Genomic DNA, 17,321 nt, shown 5'->3' with positions numbered 1-17,321 from the left:
CTGTCATTCAAATTCCCGCTGCGGTCACGACGATGTGACGCGCCGGGCGGGCGCGCGATGAGCGATCTGCGGGTGTGCGAAGTCGTGAAAACGCTGAACGTCGGGGGCGCGGAGGTGCTCCTCGTCGAGCGGCTCCTCGCGGCCCTGAAACGGCGTCCGAGCCGCGGCGTGAGCTACACCGTGGTCTGCCTGCGGGCGTCGACCGACGAGCTCATCGAGCGTTTGCGCGCGGCCGGAATAACAGTTGTCGATTTGAGCGGCTGCCCGCGTTCGCTGGTCTACGCCAGGCTTGTCACCACGGTCCGCCGGATCGCGCCGCATGTGCTGAACGTGCATTCTCCGGCGCCCGCCATCGTGCTCCGCCCGTTCCTCAGGTTCGCCAAGGGGCGGCCCGCGCTCGTCTCGACCGTCCACTGTGAGTGGTGGCCCAAAACGATGTACCTCGACCGGCTCACCCGAGGGCTTGACGACCGCACCGTGGCCGTGTCACCGCAGGTGGCGCGGTCGCGCGCCGTCGTGGGGGCCCGTCATGTGCTGACCCGCATGCACGGCGTCGACATACGGGAGCAGTCGCGGTGGGCCGCGCGGGCGAGCGCCGTGCGGCGCGAGTTCGGCGTGGACGAGAACGCCTTCCTGTGCGTCTGCGTGGCCAACTTCCGCCCGCAGAAGAACCACCCCATGCTGCTCCAGGCGGCCGAAGAGGTGACGCGGACCCGTCCGGACGCCGTCTTCCTGCTCGCCGGCGACGGACCGCTGCTGGATGACGTCAGCCGCGAAGTGGGGGAGCGGGGCCTCGGCGGGCACGTGCGCGTCCTCGGCCCGGTTCCCGACGCCAGAAGGCTGGTCGCGGCGGCCGACCTGCTGGTTCTCAGCTCGCACTACGAGGGCCTGCCCGTCGTGGTGATGGAGGCGCTTGCGGCGGGGGTGCCCGTCGTCTCCACGGAGGTCGGCGGGCTGCCCGACCTGATCACGTCGGGCCGGAACGGGATCCTGACCGAGCCCGGCTCGCCTGGAGCGCTCGCGAGAGCCCTGCTCCGGGCGATGGAGCCGCGGACGCACCGTGAGCTGCGGGCCGGAGCCCTGGCCAGCGCGGACAGCGTCGACATGGCCGGCACCGCGGAGTGGTTCGAAGAGCTTTACCAGGACCTGGCCAGGAGCGTGAAAGCCTGATGTGCGGAATCGCGGGGATCGCGTCGACGACGGCGCCCGACCCGGAGCTGGTCCGCCGGATGTGCGATGTGATCGCGCACCGGGGCCCCGACGGCGCGGGCTTCTACAACGACGACCGGGTGGCGCTGGGGATGCGCCGCCTGGCGATCATCGACGTGATGACCGGTGACCAGCCCGTCCACAGTGAGGACGGGCAGGTCGTCGCCGTGTTCAACGGCGAGCTGTACAACTTCGCCGAGCTGCGGCAGGATCTGGCCCGCCGCGGGCACACACTCCGCTCGACCGGCGACTCCGAATGCCTCGTGCACCTCTACGAGGAGCACGGCGCCGACATGGTCCACCGCCTGCGGGGGATGTTCGCCTTCGCGATCTGGGACCGGGCCCGGGGACGGCTCGTGCTCGCGCGGGACCGCGTCGGCAAGAAGCCGCTGTACTGGCGGTCGGACGGCGACACGATCTGGTTCGGCTCCGAGCTCAAGTCGCTGGAGCAGGACCCCGGCATGTGCCGCGAGACCGACCCGGTCGCCCTTCACCATTACCTCTCCTATCAGTACGTTCCGGCGCCGTGGTCGATCTACCAGGGAGCGCACAAGCTCCCGCCCGGCCACGTGCTCGTCTGGGAGCGGGGCCGCGTCACGCTGAGCCGCTACTGGACGCTCGACCCGGCCACCCGCGAGGTGGCCGACGAGCGCGAGGCGGAGGAGCGGCTGCGCGAGCTGCTGCTGGAGGCCACCAGGATCCGCATGGTGAGCGAGCGCCCGGTCGGCGCCTTCCTGTCGGGAGGCATCGACTCGTCCGCGGTCGTCGCCGCCATGGCGATGCAGAGCCGCGAGCCGATCAAGACGTTCTGCATCGGCTTCGAGGAGGACAGGTACGACGAGCGCCACAAGGCGCGGATGGTGGCGGACCGGTACGGCACCGATCACCACGAGCTGGTCGTCACGCAGGGCAAGCTCGACGTGCTGCCGATCCTGGCCGCGCAGTTCGACGAGCCGTTCGCCGACTCCTCGGCGATCCCGAGTTTCTACGTCGCGCAGATGAGCCGCAGGCACGTGACGGTCGCGCTCAACGGCGACGGCGGAGACGAGTCCTTCGGCGGTTACCAGCGCTACGCCCTGATGAACATGGCCCGCCGGATCCCCGCCCTGCCACGCTCATTTGCGGCGGTGGGCTCGAGGGTCGGCGCAGCGATTGTGGAGCGGAGCGATTACGGCACGTTCAGACGCCGCCTCGGTCGTCTCCTGAAGTTCGCCGCCGAGCCGCCGTCACGCCGGTACGCGGGGCTGATGTGCTGCTGCACCGAGGACCAGAAGTGGGGCATCTACAGCGACGAGCTGCGCGTCCTGCTGTCCGAGGTCGACAGCGGCGCCCTGGTCGAGGATCTCTTCCTGGCCTCGCGGGCCGGGACGGATCTCGGCCGCGCTCTCGACGTCGACGTCCTGACGTATCTCCCGGGAGATCTGCTGGTCAAGGTCGACACCACCACGATGGCCCACTCGCTGGAGGGCAGGTCCCCGTTCCTGGACCACCACCTGATGGAATGGGCCGCGGGTCTGCCCGCCTCACTCAAGGTCCGCAACCGCCAGACGAAGGTGCTGCTGAGGCGCGCGGTCGAGCCGTGGTTGCCGCCGGAGCTGCTGCGTTACCCCAAGCAGGGGTTCGGTGTCCCGCTCGCGGCCTGGCTGCGCGGCGAGTTGCGGGAACTCGCCTGGGAGGTGCTGACCGACGGCACCGCGCGCGGCCGGGGGCTGTTCCGGCCGCATGCCGTACACGATCTGCTGCAGCGGCACATGGCCGGAGCCGATCACAGTGCCATCCTGTGGTCGCTGGTGCAGTTCGAGCTCTGGCACCGGGCGCGCGCCGCCCAGGGCAACCGCCTCGCCGCGGCCGGTGCGGGAGACACGATCGGCTCGTGAGGGGCTGACAGCGAACGCGTGAGGGGCACCGCGACGGCGGTGCCCCTCATTCGTGTCATACGTGTCTCACATGCGTCGTACGGAGTCGCGCGGGTCGTCCGGGACCTCGTAGACCGCGAAATCGCCGGAGCGGAACCGCAAGGTCGCGTAGTTCGCGATCCCATGTTCCCGATCGGCGTTCCGTTCGTCCGCGACGAGCCAGCGGACGCCGTAACGCGCCCGCAGACGCCGGATGGACGCCTGCGACGGGCTGAGAAAGGCCCGGTCGTTCGATCCGATCCGCGCGGTGTCCCAGAAGTCGGTGCTCTCCGGTTGTTGTCCCGGGCGCAGCCGGTCCCAGTTCTTCTCGGTGTAGGTCCACCCTTCGACCAGCACGCGTCGTTCGGTGAGGGCGCTCACCCAGGAGTGACGGCCGTCGCAGCGGTCCGCGAACCCCCAACGGCAGTGCCCGTTCGTCGCGACGAGGTCGTCGGGTTGTGAATGGTCGCGCAGCCACCGCGCGGCGGCGAGAAGGCCCTGCGGTACGGCGGCCTCCGTCGGTGCCGCGACGGCTTCCACCGGCCCGGCTCCGGTGGCGGCGCGGGCCATCGAGAGGGCGCGCGCGTGCGCCTCCGCGGGCAGTCCTATCGCCGCGATCATCGACAGCGTGAGCGCGAAGCCACGGCCGCCTCGCCGCGCGATCAGGGCGATCGCCGTCCCGGTCACGAGGAGCAGCAGCACGATGTACGGCAGATACAGGAGCGTGGGCGATTGGCCGGGACGCTGCGGGATCTCGACCCCGCAGACGACGGGGATCAGGTAGGCGGCGGCGAGGCCGGCGGCGGTCGCGGCGGCCACCTTGACGAGCGACACGCGCGAAGCGCGTACGAGAACGACGAGTCCGTATACCGCGGCGATCCCCATGTACGGGTAGGCGGACCGCAGGAAATAGAGCTGGTTGAGGTGGAGGCTTCGGAGCAGGAGTGCCGCGCCGAGCCCGGCGGCCCCGATGCCGATCATGAGGACGACGGCGGGGCGGACCAGAAGGCGTGGCCGGCTGAGCAGCCCCAGAACCCCGGACCAGGTGATGATCCAGCTCATCACGTACAGGAGAGCGAGGCCGACCGTCGCGGTCAGAGCGGGAGCCTCAGCGCGTCCGGTGAGATCCCTCCACACCTGCGCGGTGATGGCGAAAGGGGAGATACTCACCCCCTGGCGGGCGGCGTGGAACAGCACGATCTGCGCGTAGAGAAGGCACGCCGCCGTCATCCCCAGTGCGAGGAGCGAGGGGCGCGGCCACCTGCGGCTCTTGACCGCCTCCACCGCGGCGACCGCGGCCAGCCCGGCGGCCAGCAGCGGAAGGTAGGTCGCCTTGGCGCCCGTCAGCGCGGCGAGGAACACGGCGAGCAGCAGCCATTCGCGGCGGCGTGACCTGCCTTCCAGCCTATCGATCAGCAGAAGGACGACCGGTGCGAACAAGGCGGCGCCGAACGTCTGACTCGGGCTGTTCCACGCCGCGTCCTGAATGCCGCCCCACGTGAATATTCCGTTACTGCCGAGATAGAGGTTGGGAGCCGCCATGAATATCGCGGCCACGACCGCCAGGAGCGCACCGACCCGTGTATTCATGACGCGCATGGCGATCATGCCCACGAGGACGACGAGCACGGCCAGCATGGGCAGCATGGAGAGGCGGAGCAGCAGGACGACCGGCTCGATCCCGGTGACCCAGCTCGTCGCGGCCATTTCCGCGTGGACGAACCAGTGATAGAGAAGCGGTTCTCCGGCGACCCCCGGACTCATCGGAGGCATGTGGTGTTTCAGCTCGCCGATCAACGAGAGATGAAACGACGCGTCGACATTGGCCAGCCCGAGCGCCGGCCAGGTCAGGGCGTTCGTCCTGTAGAAGGCCGCCGCGCTCCAGGCGACCAGATAGGCGATCGTCAGGGCGATCGACCACGACCACCACAGGGGGGCGCCCTCGCGGGCCGGTCCTCTCCAGTGCCGGCGCAGCCGGGGGACGGCGAGGAAGAGCGCGTACGTGCCGGCCGGCCACGCCAGGACGAGCAGCGGCATCCCGGCGGCGCGTGCGGGGATGTACGTCAGCACCTCGAGTGTGTAACCGAGTGCCGATCCCAAAGCGATCTCTTCGGCCAGGGAACGGGCGCCGCCGTAGAAGGACCGGATCACGAGTACGCCGGGAAGTGTCAGGCCCAGGGCGATGTAGGTGACGAAGACGGCGATATCCGAGATGGAAACGCCGTAAAAAGACAGCGCGGCCGCGGTCAACGAGCCGAGAAAAGCCGGAGGCAGCCACCGCGACATCAGAACGCGTCGCGGAAATCGGGTGGTATGTGGGCGGCAGGCCGAATTCGTATTCGACCCTGCGGTTCCCATGAATTCTTCGGACGATGTTTTTGGAGCGTTCGCGAGTGGGCGCGTTTCCATGGGGGGTACGGTAGTTTCTTATGCCGAATCGGCGGGAGCGGACACGTTCTGTTGGTTTCTTCCTTGCGAAAGATTGTGCCGCCCCGGCCGAACGGCTACTTCACGCCGCGCACGACGTATATGCCGCGATGGCGCTCGATGGAGACCTCGCTCAGGGCGAGATCCATTCCGGCAGGAGGACACTCCGTCACACTCTCTCGAGGGGGCGAGCCGGCCGGTCCACCGGGGCGGGCGCCTCCGGGCGGGGGGCGGTGACGGGGCCCAGCATGGCGAGCCAGAAGCCGCTGCCGAGGGCGGCGAGAACCAGCGTCCCCGACGCGAAATGGAGCGCGGTCGCCGCGGTGCCGGACGCCGACCAGTGCGCCACGAGGAGGGCGGCGACGAGAAGGGCCGCCTCGGCGGTGAGATAGGAGAGCCGCCAGCCCGGCTTCCCCACCCCGAGGGCGAGAGTGTTGGACCAGCAGGCGACGCTTTTGACGCACGCGGCGCCGAGCAGCAGCATCGCCACCGCGCCCGTGTCCGCGTACTCCGCTCCGTACGCCATGGCGATGACGGTGCCGATCAGTGGGAACGCGACCAGGGCCGTCACCGCCCCGCTCACCGAGAGCAGCAGAGAGGTACGCCGGACCATTCGCTTGATGAACGCCGGCCCGGCCCCCTGCGCGACGGCCTGGGTTATTCGGGGGTACAGCATCGTCGTGACCGGGATGGTCAGGTTGGCGTAGAAGCGGCCGGGGGCCAGCGCGATCTTCAGGACGGTCACGAGCGACGGCCCGCCGAGGAGGCCCGCGATGGTGAGGATGCCCGTGTCGGAGATCCCGGCGACGGTGGTCCCCACCGATGTCTTGAAGGTGAACGGGATCAGCCCGGCCGGCAGCCGTGCGTGCCCCGTCGCCGGCCCGAGCGCGGACACCGTCGCCCGCGACGCGGTCAGGCAGATGACGGCGGCCATGGCCAGCCCGCCCACCGCCTGCCCGGCGAGGTAGAGCAGGGGACCGCCGGCCCACAGCCCCACGAGCGACAGGCCGAAGGACAGGAACGCGGCCAGCACCCGCAGCATGCCGAACGTCCGCAGCCGGTTCGCGAGCGCGAACCCCGCGCCCGCCGTCGCGTACGGGACGATGGCGCCCCGTCCGACGACGGCGAGAGCGAGCATGAGCGCGAGACCGCCGGAGACGAGGCCGAGCAGCCGGGCGGCCAGGACCGCCACGAGGGCGACCGCCGTCGCGGCGAGGCCGATTCCGGTGCTCCAGCGCAGCAACAGGAGGAAGAGCGCCGACCCCCTGCCGCTGCGCTGCTGCTCCAGCGGGACGAACCGCTGCGTCGCGTCCTCGAGACCCGGGTTGGACACGAGGAACCAGAGCCCGGCCACGGACTGGGCGAAGATGACCTGACCGGAGATCTGCGCGCCGGTCATCCGGACCAGCGCGATCAGGCTGAGCGTGGGGAGCACGGCCTCGCCGAGCCCGGCCGAGCTCAGCGACGTGAAGGTCAGCAGTTGCCGCCCACCCGGGAGCCGGACGCGGCGCGCGGATCGACTGCGAGTGGTGACGGACATGCCCGAAATCCCTTCACGCCCGGACGGACAAGATCAGACGGCTGCGGCCTGTCACGGGGCCGGTCATCGCGCCGCCAGGACAGGCACCCGGCGCGTGGTGACCATCTCGTACCAGCGCTCGATCCGTGCGGCGACCAGCGGCCAGTCGAGATCCTCGGCGGCGCGGACGCCGCGCTCGCCCAGCCGCCGGCGCTCCTCGTCGTCGTCCAGGAGAGCGTGGAGCCGGACGACCAGGTCGGCCACGTCCCCCGACCGGAACGTCCGATAGGCGTCCCGGGGGACCACTGGGTCGAGCGTGGCCTCCGACGAGACGAGGACGGCGGTGCCGAGAGCCAGCGCCTCCAGCGCGGCGTTCGGGATCCCCTCGCCGATGCCGCGCAGCCGCTGGGACGCGTGCACGAGGACCTCGGCTCGGTTCACCAGCGAATAGACGCGGTCGGGGGAGATGTGACCGGTGAACTCGATCCCCGGGCCGGTGGCGGCGAGTCGCCGCAGGTGGTCGCGTTCCGGCCCCTCTCCCGCGATGACGAGGCGGACGTCCGGACGTACGGCTCGCACCCGGTGGAACGCCTCGATGGTCAGCTCGTGGTTCTTCACCTTCACCAGCGAGCCCACGCTGACGATCAATCCTCGCTCGACCCGGCCGCTGTCACGGAATCCGGTGAGCCGGCCGACGTCCAGACCGGCCGACGTCATGCGGATGAGGTGGTCCGGGACGCCGACGGCCTGCAGATCCGCTTTGGGGCGGGTTCCCGCCACGATGAAGCCGCCGACATGGCGGAACGCCCACGGCATGATCGGGCGGTGGCGCATGGTGAGCGCGCCGTGAATGTGGAGCATCAGCGGGATGCCGAGGCGCCGGGCGGCGGAACCGAGCGCGAGCGCCTCCCGGTGATCGCCGTGCAGGTGGATGACGTCGGGCGCGGGAACGCGGGGGAGCGCCGCGGCGCACTCCATCGCGAAGGCGATCTCGTCGGACTTCAAGGACACCGCCCGGCCGGCTCTGGTGCGCGCCACCGGCATCGGTTCCACGCCCCGCGGAAGCTCGCCGCGCCGGTGCGCCACGATCACCTCGTGCCCGCGGAGCGCCTGCGCCCGGATGAGTCGTTCAACATGGAGCTCCATGCCTCCGGGCTCCGGCGGCAGTCGATATCCGATGTGCAGAATTCTCATGGCGACTTCCTGTGATGCGTGTCAGGGACGATCAGGACCGCGAGGGTCCCGCGGCCGCGGACCGACCGGTCGCCGGGCCGGAACACCGGCCTGGCGAAGTCGGATCCACGGGGCCGGCGCGGCCGCGTATGGCCGCGCGGGTTGTCCCCGCGACCGGCGGGGAGGTGGATCCGGCGGGGCCGGCGGAGGCGGGACCTCGACGGCGTGACCCGGGGCCGGTTCGAGAGCGGTCCCGGGCCGAGTGCGGCGGGCGCTGTGCGGAGGCCGGATCAGAGAGGCGCCGCGAACGCGGGACGGCGAACGGGCGAGGTCGGTTCCATGAGCGCAAGCCTGGTGATCCGATCGCTCCGAACGGCCTCAGGCGCAGCCACTCGATCGTTTTCTTGCCAGTCCTTTGACAGGCTCTAAGGGAATCGCCCGGGTCGGTGCCGGGCCCGCTGCGGCGCGGTGACGAGGTCTCACGCCCTGCCGCGCCGTCAAGCGGAGCCCTATCCGGCGGTGACGCGACGCCGTGCCGGTCGGGTGGCGGGCGGCGGGAGCTGGTCGGAGGCCATCCGCCCGGGGCGCTGCCGGCGCCATGTCCAGGCGATCGCCGCCAGCAGGCTCACCGTCATGACGATCGGCATCCGCTGCCGGAAGATGAGACCGATGTTGGACATGCTCGTCGCGTACACGATCGTGCAGGGCACGATGAAAAGAAGCAGGACCATCAGGACTCTTCGGTCCTGGTTCCACAACTGTCGTGCTCCTCGCACCGCGCAGAAAATCAGGTAGTACCAGATCAGGGTTTCGATTTTCGCGAGCTGCAGCACCACGCTCCCCCCCATCCAGGGAAAGGGGGAGAACACGGTGTAGAGAAGTTTCGGCAGAAAAGCGCTCCACGGGTTTCCGCCGTCGTCGAACACGACGCCCGATCCCGTGTCCGCGTTCGCGAGGCGGACCGTCTCCGACTGGCCGAGTTCCAGCTGCTGCTGCATCGTCTCGACCGCCGCGTTCGGGGCCGCTCCCGAGAAGAACGCGAAGGATGCCAGCATCCCCGCGAGAAGGGCGAGGGTGCAGAAGGGGAGGGCGCGCCTGGCCCCCACGAAACCGAGAACGAGCGGCAGCGCGCACATGAACACCATGTAGGGGCGTACGTTCCACAGGGCCCACAACAACGGTGCGAGCAACAGCACTTTCCGGATGTCGAATCTCTGTACGTTCGACACGGCCAGCCCCAGGCACGACACGACCAGGAACACGTTGAAACCGTCCTTGAACGTGTCCGACGTGTGCAGCAGGAACGCGGGCAGGAACGCGACCAGGACGAGAAGGCGGAAGGAGGAACGCTCGTCGGCGCCGATCAGCCGGGCGAACCGGTACATGAAGATACACAGGGCGCACGCCATGAGCGCGATCACCGACGTGCACGCCAGGAGCGCCGGACCGCCGCAGATGTACATGACGAGTGCGAAGACGTTGCACGGCACGGCCACGGAATAGAGGTCGGGGATCTGGTCGGAGGTGACGAACTGGAATCCCTCGCGTTTCCAGTACGCGACGATCTCCAGTGCCCTTTGCCCGTACGTGTAGTTGTCGCCCCCGTAGGGGAGCACGCTCCGTATGACCATGACATGGATGACCAGTCGCGCGGCGAAGGCCAGGAGCAGCACCCACAACGCCCGTCGTGCCACAGGTCCGTCCAGGCAGGACTGAACGAGGAAGATGAGTATCGCCGCGGACGCCGCGACAACTATGTACTCCACAAAGAATCACCCGAATGATGTTGTGGCGGGGACGTTCCGGGACGTCCGGCCACTTTAATCGGGGGGAGTCCGAACGGCGGCGCACGCATGCCCGCCGCGTATTTCAAGTCCCCGCAAAGAATCGAAAGCGCATCCGGGCGACAAGAGCGCGGCGCCGGGGACCCGTGAACGGTTCCTCGCCCGCGAAAACGGCTTTGACGACAACAAAGGCCTGGCAATGAAACGGTGGTCACGCTGGGTCGGAGCCGCTTCCCGGCACGGGTGTCGCCAGTCTTGCGGTCATGGACACGATCTCACCGGTTCACGGTTCCACGTCGGACTCGCACACGTCCGAACGGATCGCGGACGCGGGCGGGTCCGCGGACGGCGGACGGCCCGCCGGCCGGCGCCGGAGGGCGGCCGCCTTCCTGACATCCCGGTGGCTGCCCGCGATCGCGACGTCCGGGCTCAGCGTCGCGGTGCTCCTCTACTACGGTGTGTCCCCTCGCGACCTGGTCGTCTTCAGCGCATACGTGCTCCTCTGCGTCGCCGTTCCCGGTGTGCTACTGGTCCGGGCCCTGTACAAGGGCCGCCGTACGCGCGTCGAAGAGATCGCTCTTGGGCTGGCCCTGGGCTACGCCATCGAGATCTTCACCTACATCGCCGCCCGCGCGATCGGCCTGCCCCTGCTGGTGCTGGCCTGGCCGGCCGCCACCTACGCGGTCTTCATCGCCGTTCCCCGCCTGCGACGGCACTGGAGGGGCGGACGGCACACAGGAACGACCCCTCTCTGGTACTCGTGGTCACTCGTGCCGCTCGTCGCGTATCTGCTCGGATGGGGGGCCGCTTCCTATTTCGCGGTGACCCCGCTCGACTGGCCGGCGCTCGCCGCCGCCCCGCCGGACGTGCCGTTCCATCTGGCTCTGACCGGCGAGCTGAAGCATCAGATGCCGCCGATGACGCCGATGGTCGCGGGCGAGCCCCTCTCGTACCACTGGTTCGTCTACGCGCATTTCGCGGCGTCGAGCTGGATCACCGGCGTGGAGCCGCTGGTTCTGGTGAACCGTATCGGTGTGCTGCCCATGCTGCTCGCGTTCGTCGTGCTGATCGGAATGACCGCGCGACGTGTCACGCGCTCCTGGACCGCGGCGCTGCTCGCCACGGCAGGGACGATCACGGTCGCGATTCCGGGCTTCTTCGTCGGCCAGAACGGGCCGTTCAGCTGGGGAGGAGTGCCGGATCTCGCGTGGACGAGCCCCACGCAGACTTTCGGGGCGCTCCTGTTCGCCCCGGTCGTGCTCATTCTGATCGATCTTCTGGAACGCAGGCACACCGGCACCGTCTGGGTCCTGCTGGCGATCTTCCTGCTGGCGGTGATGGGCGCCAAGGCCACGTACCTGCCCATGCTCGGCGCGGGGCTCGTGGCGATCACCCTGGTCGAGGCCGTCAGACATCGGAGATTGAGCCGGCCCGTGCTCGGCGCCCTGGGGATGACCGTCGCCTGCCTCCTGTACGCGCAGTTCGTGCTGTTCGGCGGGGCCCGGTCCGCCATCATGGTCGTGCCGCTGTTCTTCATGCGTACCTGCTGGCAGGCATGGAGGGACCTGGGCGCGGCGGTCGAGCCTTCCACGGGCGCTCTGGTCGGTGTCACGTCGGTGTTCCTGCTGAGCTTGGTGGTCATGTGGTCCGGAACCCTCGGCCTGCTGAGCCGGACGCGGTCACTCACGCGCCACAGCGTGCTCCTCATGCTCGGCATCGGCGTGATCGGGCTCGGCACGGCACTCATGCTCGGCCACCCCGGTCGCAGCCAGCTCTTCTTCATGTACGGCGCCTACCCTTACCTGGTGATCCTGTCGGTGTACGGGCTTCTCGTACTGGTGCGGCGGGCGCGTGTTCCACGCAGGGCGGCGATCTGTGCGGCAGCGGCAGGAATCGCCGTCGCGTACCTGCTCCCCTTCATCTGCGGCGTCAGGATTCCGCTGGGCCAGGGGCAGCCCGACAGTGTCCTGTACCGGCCCTACCTGGTGCTCGTGGCCGTTTCCGTGTTGGCGGGGACATTCCTCCTCCGTACGTGGGGCGGGTACCGCGCGTGGGCGCTCGTGTCCGTCGCTTCCACGGCGCTCGCCCTGCAGGCGGACGTGCAGGGTCACGTCCTGTCGGTGCTGCCCCGCGTGGCCGGGTCCGGGATGCACGAGGCGGTCGCGACCACCGAGTTCCAGGAGTCCCAGGCCATCCAGAGCACCCTGACGGCCCCCGGCCTCATGGCGGCCGGCCGATGGCTGCGTTCCCACTCGGACCCGGGCGACCTCGTCGCCACGAACGCTCACTGCAGGCCCGATGGGCAGGTCGCGTGCGATGAACGCCATTTCTGGGTCGCCGCTTTGAGCGAACGGCGCGTACTGGTCGAAGGATGGGCCTTCACCGGCAGGAACATGAGCCAGTGGCGGCCGGGCGACTCTCCGGAGTATCTGCCGTTCTGGGACCGGGAGCGGCTGCGCGCGAACGATCTGGCCTTCACCTCGCCGTCCCGGAAGGCGGTGGAACGGCTGCGCGACCGGTACGGCGTGCGCTGGTTGTTCGTGGACGAGCGAGACGCGAGCCCACGGATCGGCGCGTTCGCGACGCTGCGATTCCGATCTCCCGGCTGCGCGATTTACGAAATGCCGCGCGCTGCGTAAGGCTTTCGCAATGGCTCGCCAAGCGGCTGCGGCGCGGCAGGAGGCGGCGTGGCCGCTCGTTGTTCACTGCACTCGTGACAACAGCCGACACAGTTCCCTTCAACCGACCGCACGTCTCTCGGAACGAGCTGGAGTACCTCGCCGAGGCGGTACGTCGCGGATCCACGTCCGGTGACGGACCATTCACAGCGCGGGCCACCCGGCTGTTGACAGAGATCACGAAGTCCCGCGGCGCGTTGCTGACCACGTCCTGCACACACGCGTTGGAGATGTCGGCGCTTCTGCTGGACCTGCGGCCGGGCGACGAGGTGATCATGCCGTCCTTCACCTTCGTGTCGACCGCCAACGCGTTCGCCCTCCGGGGCACGGTGCCGGTGTTCGTCGACTGCCGGCCGGACACCCTGAACATCGACGAACAGCTCATCGAGGCCGCGATCACGGATCGCACGCGGGCGGTGGTCGTGGTCCACTACGCGGGGGTCGCCTGCGAGATGGAGACGATCGGCAAACTGTGTGAGCGGTACGGCCTCGCCTTGATCGAGGACAACGCCCACGGCCTGGGCGGCTTCTACCGCGGCCGGCCACTCGGCTCCTTCGGCGCGTTGGCGGCGCAGAGCTTCCACTCGACGAAGAACGTGCAGTGCGGCGAAGGCGGGGCCCTGCTGCTGAACGACCCGGAACTCACCGCACGGGCGGAGATCATCAGGGAGAAGGGCACCGACAGGAGCAGGTTCTTCCGCGGACAGGTGGACAAGTACCGCTGGATCGACATCGGCTCCAGCTACCTGCCCTCCGACATCCTCGCCGCGATGCTCACCGCGCAGTTCGAGTCCTTCGACAGGATCCAGTCGTTGCGGCACGCCGTCTGGGCCAGGTACGACGAGGAACTGGCCGGCTGGGCGGAGGAGAACGGGGTCCGCCGCCCGATCGTCCCCGACGGCTGCGAGCACCCGGCGCACCTCTACTACCTGCTCCTCCCGGACCTCGATAACCGGCAGGCGCTCATCGCCCACCTCGCCGAGCACGGCGTGCAGGCGACCTTCCATTACCAGGCGCTGCACTCCGCCCCGGCGGGCGTCCGGTGCGGGCGCGCGGCGGCCGGCGGATGCCCGGTCACCGAGGAGGTGGCCGATCGCCTGGTACGGCTGCCGCTGTACGCCGACCTGGACGAGGACGACGTGACCCGCGTGATCGGCACCATACGCTCCTTCACGGTGACCTGATGGGCTGGCACGAGGTGATGGAGGCGGAGGCCGTGCGCGCCGCGGCGTCGCCGCTCGACTCCGCCAGGTTCGGCCGCTCCGTCGAGCGCCTCACCGTCTCCGCCGAGTCGGCCGCCGAGCTCTCCGACGTGCGCGCGGCGATCCTGGCCTCGGACGCCGACATCATCGTCCTGCGCTACCCGGCCGAGTACGTCGGCTGGTTCGCCGGGCTCACCACGCTGGGCCGCACCGCCATCCCCGCCGACTCGCTCGCGTACTGGCGGTTGCGTGTGGGGAAGGGGAGGGCGCCCGATCCCGCGCCCGGGATGTGGCCTGGGGGAACGCCCGCCGCCGCCGAAGTGCGGCGGCTGGTGCGCGACATCTTCGCCGCGTACGGCAACCACTACCTCGCGAACCCGCTGTTCGAGGCGGGCGCCGCGCTCGACGGCTACGAGGAGTGGGCGCTGAGGTCCGCGGCGCAGGGGGCGTGCGTCACGGTGTCGGACCAGGCCGGTGTGCTGGCGCTCGCCACGCTGGAGGAGGACGCCGCGCGCACCGAGATCCTGCTCGCCGGCGTGGTGCCCCAGGCCCGGGGCCGGAGTATCTACGCGCACCTGCTGCGGGTGGTCGAGGACCGCGCGGCGTCACGCGGGGCGGCCGAGGTGGTCATCTCCACGCAGGGACACAACACACGGGTGCAGCGGGCGTGGGCGAGGTACGGCTTCGAGCCGGTGCAGACAGTGCTGACGGTTCACCTGATCCGGGACCGGCTCCTTGTGTGAGGAGTTGCCACCGGCCGGCTTTCGGGCATCCTGACTCCCCGACCACGGGCCGGTCGTCAGCCGTCATCAAAGGACCGGCAAGGACCCTGCCTTCCACGAGTGTTCGAAGAAGCCGCCGGCGCATGGTGTCGCCAGGCTCCCGCACATGGGTAATGCTTCGTCCCTCCTGAGTCCCGCACCGAAGGCGGCCGGGGGAGAGGGCCACGCGAGCCGGCTGCCCGCCCACGTGCGGCAGGCGGCGAGGTGGTTGCCGGCGGTCTTCACGACCGCTCTGGTCCTGGGGGTCGTGTTCCGCTTCGGAGTCGGTGTCAAGGATGTCGCCGTCTTCGCGGCGTATGTCGGCTTCTTGATCGCGTTGCCGGGTGTGCTGGTGCTCCGAGCCGTGTACAGCGGCGCCCGCACACTCGGGGAGGAGGTCGCCCTCGGCGTATCCCTGGGCTACGCGATCGAGACGTTCGCCTACATAGGCGCACGGGCCGTGGGGATGCCACGGCTCGTGGTGATCTGGCCGATCCTCACCTACGTACTCTTCCTCGCGGCCCCCCGGCTGCGCCGCCATTGGAGGAGCGGGCGGAGCCGCGACAAGGCGCCTGTCTGGTACTCCTGGGCGCTCGCGCTCGCCTTCGTCTATCTGGTGATCTGGGGAGCCGTCTCCTACCTCAGGGAGACCGCGCTGACCTGGCCGGCGCTCGGGAACGCCGAGCCCGACGTCTTCTACCATCTGGCCCTGACCGGCGAGCTGAAGCACCACATGCCGCCCACCGTCCCGATGGTCGCCGGCGAGCCACTGCTCTATCACTGGTTCGTTTACGCGGACCTCGCCGCGACGAGCTGGGTCACCGGGCTGGAACCGCTGGTGTTGCTGACTCGCCTGGCGATGCTGCCCATGCTCGCGGCCCTCGTCGTGCTGATCGGGATGACGGCCAGGCGCGTGATCGGCCTGTGGGCCGGCGCTTCGCTCGCCGTCGCCGGGGCGATTCTCACCGCGATCCCCACCCTGTACCTCGGCAACAACTCGTCGTTCAGCCGAGGAGGCTTCCCCGATCTCGGCTGGACGAGTCCGACCCAGACCTTCGGCGCCCTCCTGTTCGCCGCCGCCGTTCTCGTGCTGATCGACGTCTACCGTCATCGAGGGAACGCCGCCGTCCGCGAGGTGCTCCTGCTGGGTGTCCTGCTTCTCGGAGTGATGGGTGCCAAGGCGACCTATCTGCCGATGCTCATCGTCGGCCTGCTGGGGATCGCCCTGGTGGAGATCGTGAGACGGCGCCGGCTGTTCCGGACCACGTTCACGGCGCTGGCGATCTCCGCAGGCTGCTTCCTCTATGCGCAATTTGTCCTGTTCGGCCATGCCCGGCAGGCCGTGGTCGTCGCTCCGTTCTATTTCGTTCGGGCAACCTGGGCGGAGCTCACCGGATCGGACGGTTCCGCGGCGCCGTCGCCGGCTCTGCTGCTCGCCCTGACCATGGTGTGGGTGCCGGCCTTGCTTCTCTCCTGGTTCGGGGTGCTCGGACTGCTGACCCGCCCGCGGTCGCTCCTGCGGGCCCCGGTGACCCTCATGATGAGCATCGGCGCGGTGGGCATCGGCACGGCGCTCCTACTCGGGCATCCCGGCCGCAGCCAGTTCTTCTTCCTTTACGGCGCCTATCCCTATCTGGCCATCATGGCGGTCTACGGAATCATCGCTGTGGTGCGGCGTGCGGGTCTGTCCCGCCGTACGGTGCTCGTCGCGTTCTGTGCCGGGCTGGCCGTCGCCTATGTGATCCCCGTCGTCTGCGGAGTGCGGGTGCCACTCGCCCCGGGGCGTCCGGCCGACCTGCTGATCCGCCCCTACGTCGCGCTGCTGGTCGTCGCGGTGGCGGCGACCGCCGCACTGATCGCGGTGTGGGGGCGTCTGCGCGCGGCGGCCGTCGCGATCGTCGTGCTCTCGACCGTCGGCCTGCTCGCCGACGGCCACGCGTACGTCCTCGCCTCCCCGCACCTGCTCGGCGCGATCGGCTCCACCGGATCGGAGCCGGCCACCCGGCCGTGGACCGTCCCGCGGGGAGCCATGGACGCCGGACGCTGGCTGCGCGCGCACTCGGATCCCGACGATCTGGTCGCCACGAACGAGCATTGCGTCGGCCAGGAGGGCCCGTGCGACAGCCGCCACTTCGAGGTGTCCGCGCTGTCGGAACGGCGGGTGCTGGTGGAGGGGTGGGCGTTCGCGTCCTCCAGTCAGGACCGCTGGCGACCCGGGGAGCAGGCGGTGAACCTCCCGTTCTGGGACCGCTCGATGCTGAAGGCGAACGACACGGTCTTCTCCGCACCCTCGGCGGCGTCGATGCGGCTCCTGCGCGAACGCTACGGAGTGCGCTGGCTCTTCGTGAACGAAAGGTTGACGAAGGCGGCGTCGAAGATCGGTGAATTCGCCGTTCCCCGGTTCCACTCGGGGGACTACGCCGTTTACCAGGTGCCGGAGCGGGCCTGATGAGGGGGACGGACGACCGGAGCCGCCCGGTGGCCCGGTGCCGATCCCGGCGCAAGGGTTTCGTAATGACTCGATAAGAGGCGACGGCGCACCCGTTGCCACCTCGAACGCCGTGCTTCACTGCGGCATCGGAGAAGCTCGGCGAGGTCGGGCGGGCCGCCCATCGAACGTGGGAGAGCAGCGTGTCGACCGGCGTTCACCTGGCGCGGGCCGGCCGTGAAGAA

10 protein-coding genes are annotated in these 17,321 nt (G+C 69.6%); 6 read left to right on the top strand and 4 right to left on the bottom strand.

Features of this window, described 5'->3' with window-relative positions; translation table 11 throughout:
• Positions 1 to 84 precede the first annotated feature (84 nt).
• Together AWQ70_RS14555 and asnB are read left to right on the top strand one after the other, a co-directional pair.
• Positions 85 to 1,170, top strand: a complete 1,086-nt coding sequence (locus tag AWQ70_RS14555; protein ID WP_169808666.1) for a glycosyltransferase — start codon at positions 85 to 87, stop codon at positions 1,168 to 1,170.
• Entirely contained in the window at positions 1,170 to 3,086 is a 1,917-nt protein-coding gene (asnB, locus tag AWQ70_RS14550) for an asparagine synthase (glutamine-hydrolyzing) (protein ID WP_067175719.1), read from the top strand. The genes AWQ70_RS14555 and asnB overlap by 1 nt, the downstream gene beginning before the upstream one ends.
• Before the next feature lie 66 nt (positions 3,087 to 3,152).
• On the opposite strand, the gene AWQ70_RS14545 is transcribed toward asnB, so the two are convergent.
• From AWQ70_RS14545 to AWQ70_RS14530, 4 genes are all read right to left on the bottom strand, one after another.
• A complete protein-coding gene (locus AWQ70_RS14545) occupies positions 3,153 to 5,354 on the bottom strand; it encodes a hypothetical protein (protein ID WP_067175717.1) in 2,202 nt (733 codons plus the stop codon).
• Positions 5,355 to 5,700: 346 nt separating this feature from the next.
• Positions 5,701 to 7,071 (bottom strand): lipopolysaccharide biosynthesis protein, encoded by a 1,371-nt coding sequence (locus AWQ70_RS14540; protein WP_067175714.1) that lies wholly within the window; start codon positions 7,069 to 7,071, stop codon positions 5,701 to 5,703.
• A gap of 63 nt (positions 7,072 to 7,134) precedes the next feature.
• Positions 7,135 to 8,244 carry a glycosyltransferase family 4 protein gene (locus AWQ70_RS14535; RefSeq protein WP_084517047.1) on the bottom strand — a complete coding sequence of 370 codons (1,110 nt, stop codon included), beginning with the start codon at positions 8,242 to 8,244 and terminating at the stop codon, positions 7,135 to 7,137.
• A gap of 488 nt (positions 8,245 to 8,732) precedes the next feature.
• Complete coding sequence (locus tag AWQ70_RS14530; RefSeq protein WP_157530070.1) at positions 8,733 to 9,989, bottom strand: hypothetical protein; 1,257 nt, start codon at positions 9,987 to 9,989, stop codon at positions 8,733 to 8,735.
• A gap of 281 nt (positions 9,990 to 10,270) precedes the next feature.
• On the opposite strand from AWQ70_RS14530, the gene AWQ70_RS41205 reads away from it, so the two are divergent.
• From AWQ70_RS41205 to AWQ70_RS14510, 4 genes are all read left to right on the top strand, one after another.
• A complete protein-coding gene (locus AWQ70_RS41205) occupies positions 10,271 to 12,646 on the top strand; it encodes a hypothetical protein (RefSeq protein ID WP_067175705.1) in 2,376 nt (791 codons plus the stop codon).
• Positions 12,647 to 12,720: 74 nt separating this feature from the next.
• The gene (gene rffA, locus AWQ70_RS14520; RefSeq protein WP_245646957.1) at positions 12,721 to 13,869 is read left to right on the top strand and encodes a dTDP-4-amino-4,6-dideoxygalactose transaminase; all 1,149 of its coding nucleotides are present in this window, start codon (positions 12,721 to 12,723) and stop codon (positions 13,867 to 13,869) included.
• Positions 13,869 to 14,630, top strand: a complete 762-nt coding sequence (locus tag AWQ70_RS14515) for a GNAT family N-acetyltransferase (protein WP_067175700.1) — start codon at positions 13,869 to 13,871, stop codon at positions 14,628 to 14,630. Before rffA ends, AWQ70_RS14515 begins: the two co-directional genes overlap by 1 nt.
• 145 nt (positions 14,631 to 14,775) lie before the next feature.
• Positions 14,776 to 17,097 (top strand): hypothetical protein, encoded by a 2,322-nt coding sequence (locus AWQ70_RS14510; protein WP_157530069.1) that lies wholly within the window; start codon positions 14,776 to 14,778, stop codon positions 17,095 to 17,097.
• The last annotated feature ends 224 nt before the right edge of the window (positions 17,098 to 17,321 follow it).

The organism is Microtetraspora niveoalba, assembly GCF_001570405.1.
Taxonomy (GTDB): Bacteria; Actinomycetota; Actinomycetes; order Streptosporangiales; family Streptosporangiaceae; genus Microtetraspora; species Microtetraspora niveoalba.
Note: the sequence above shows the minus strand (reverse complement) of the source record. Positions and strands in the feature narration are given on the sequence as shown.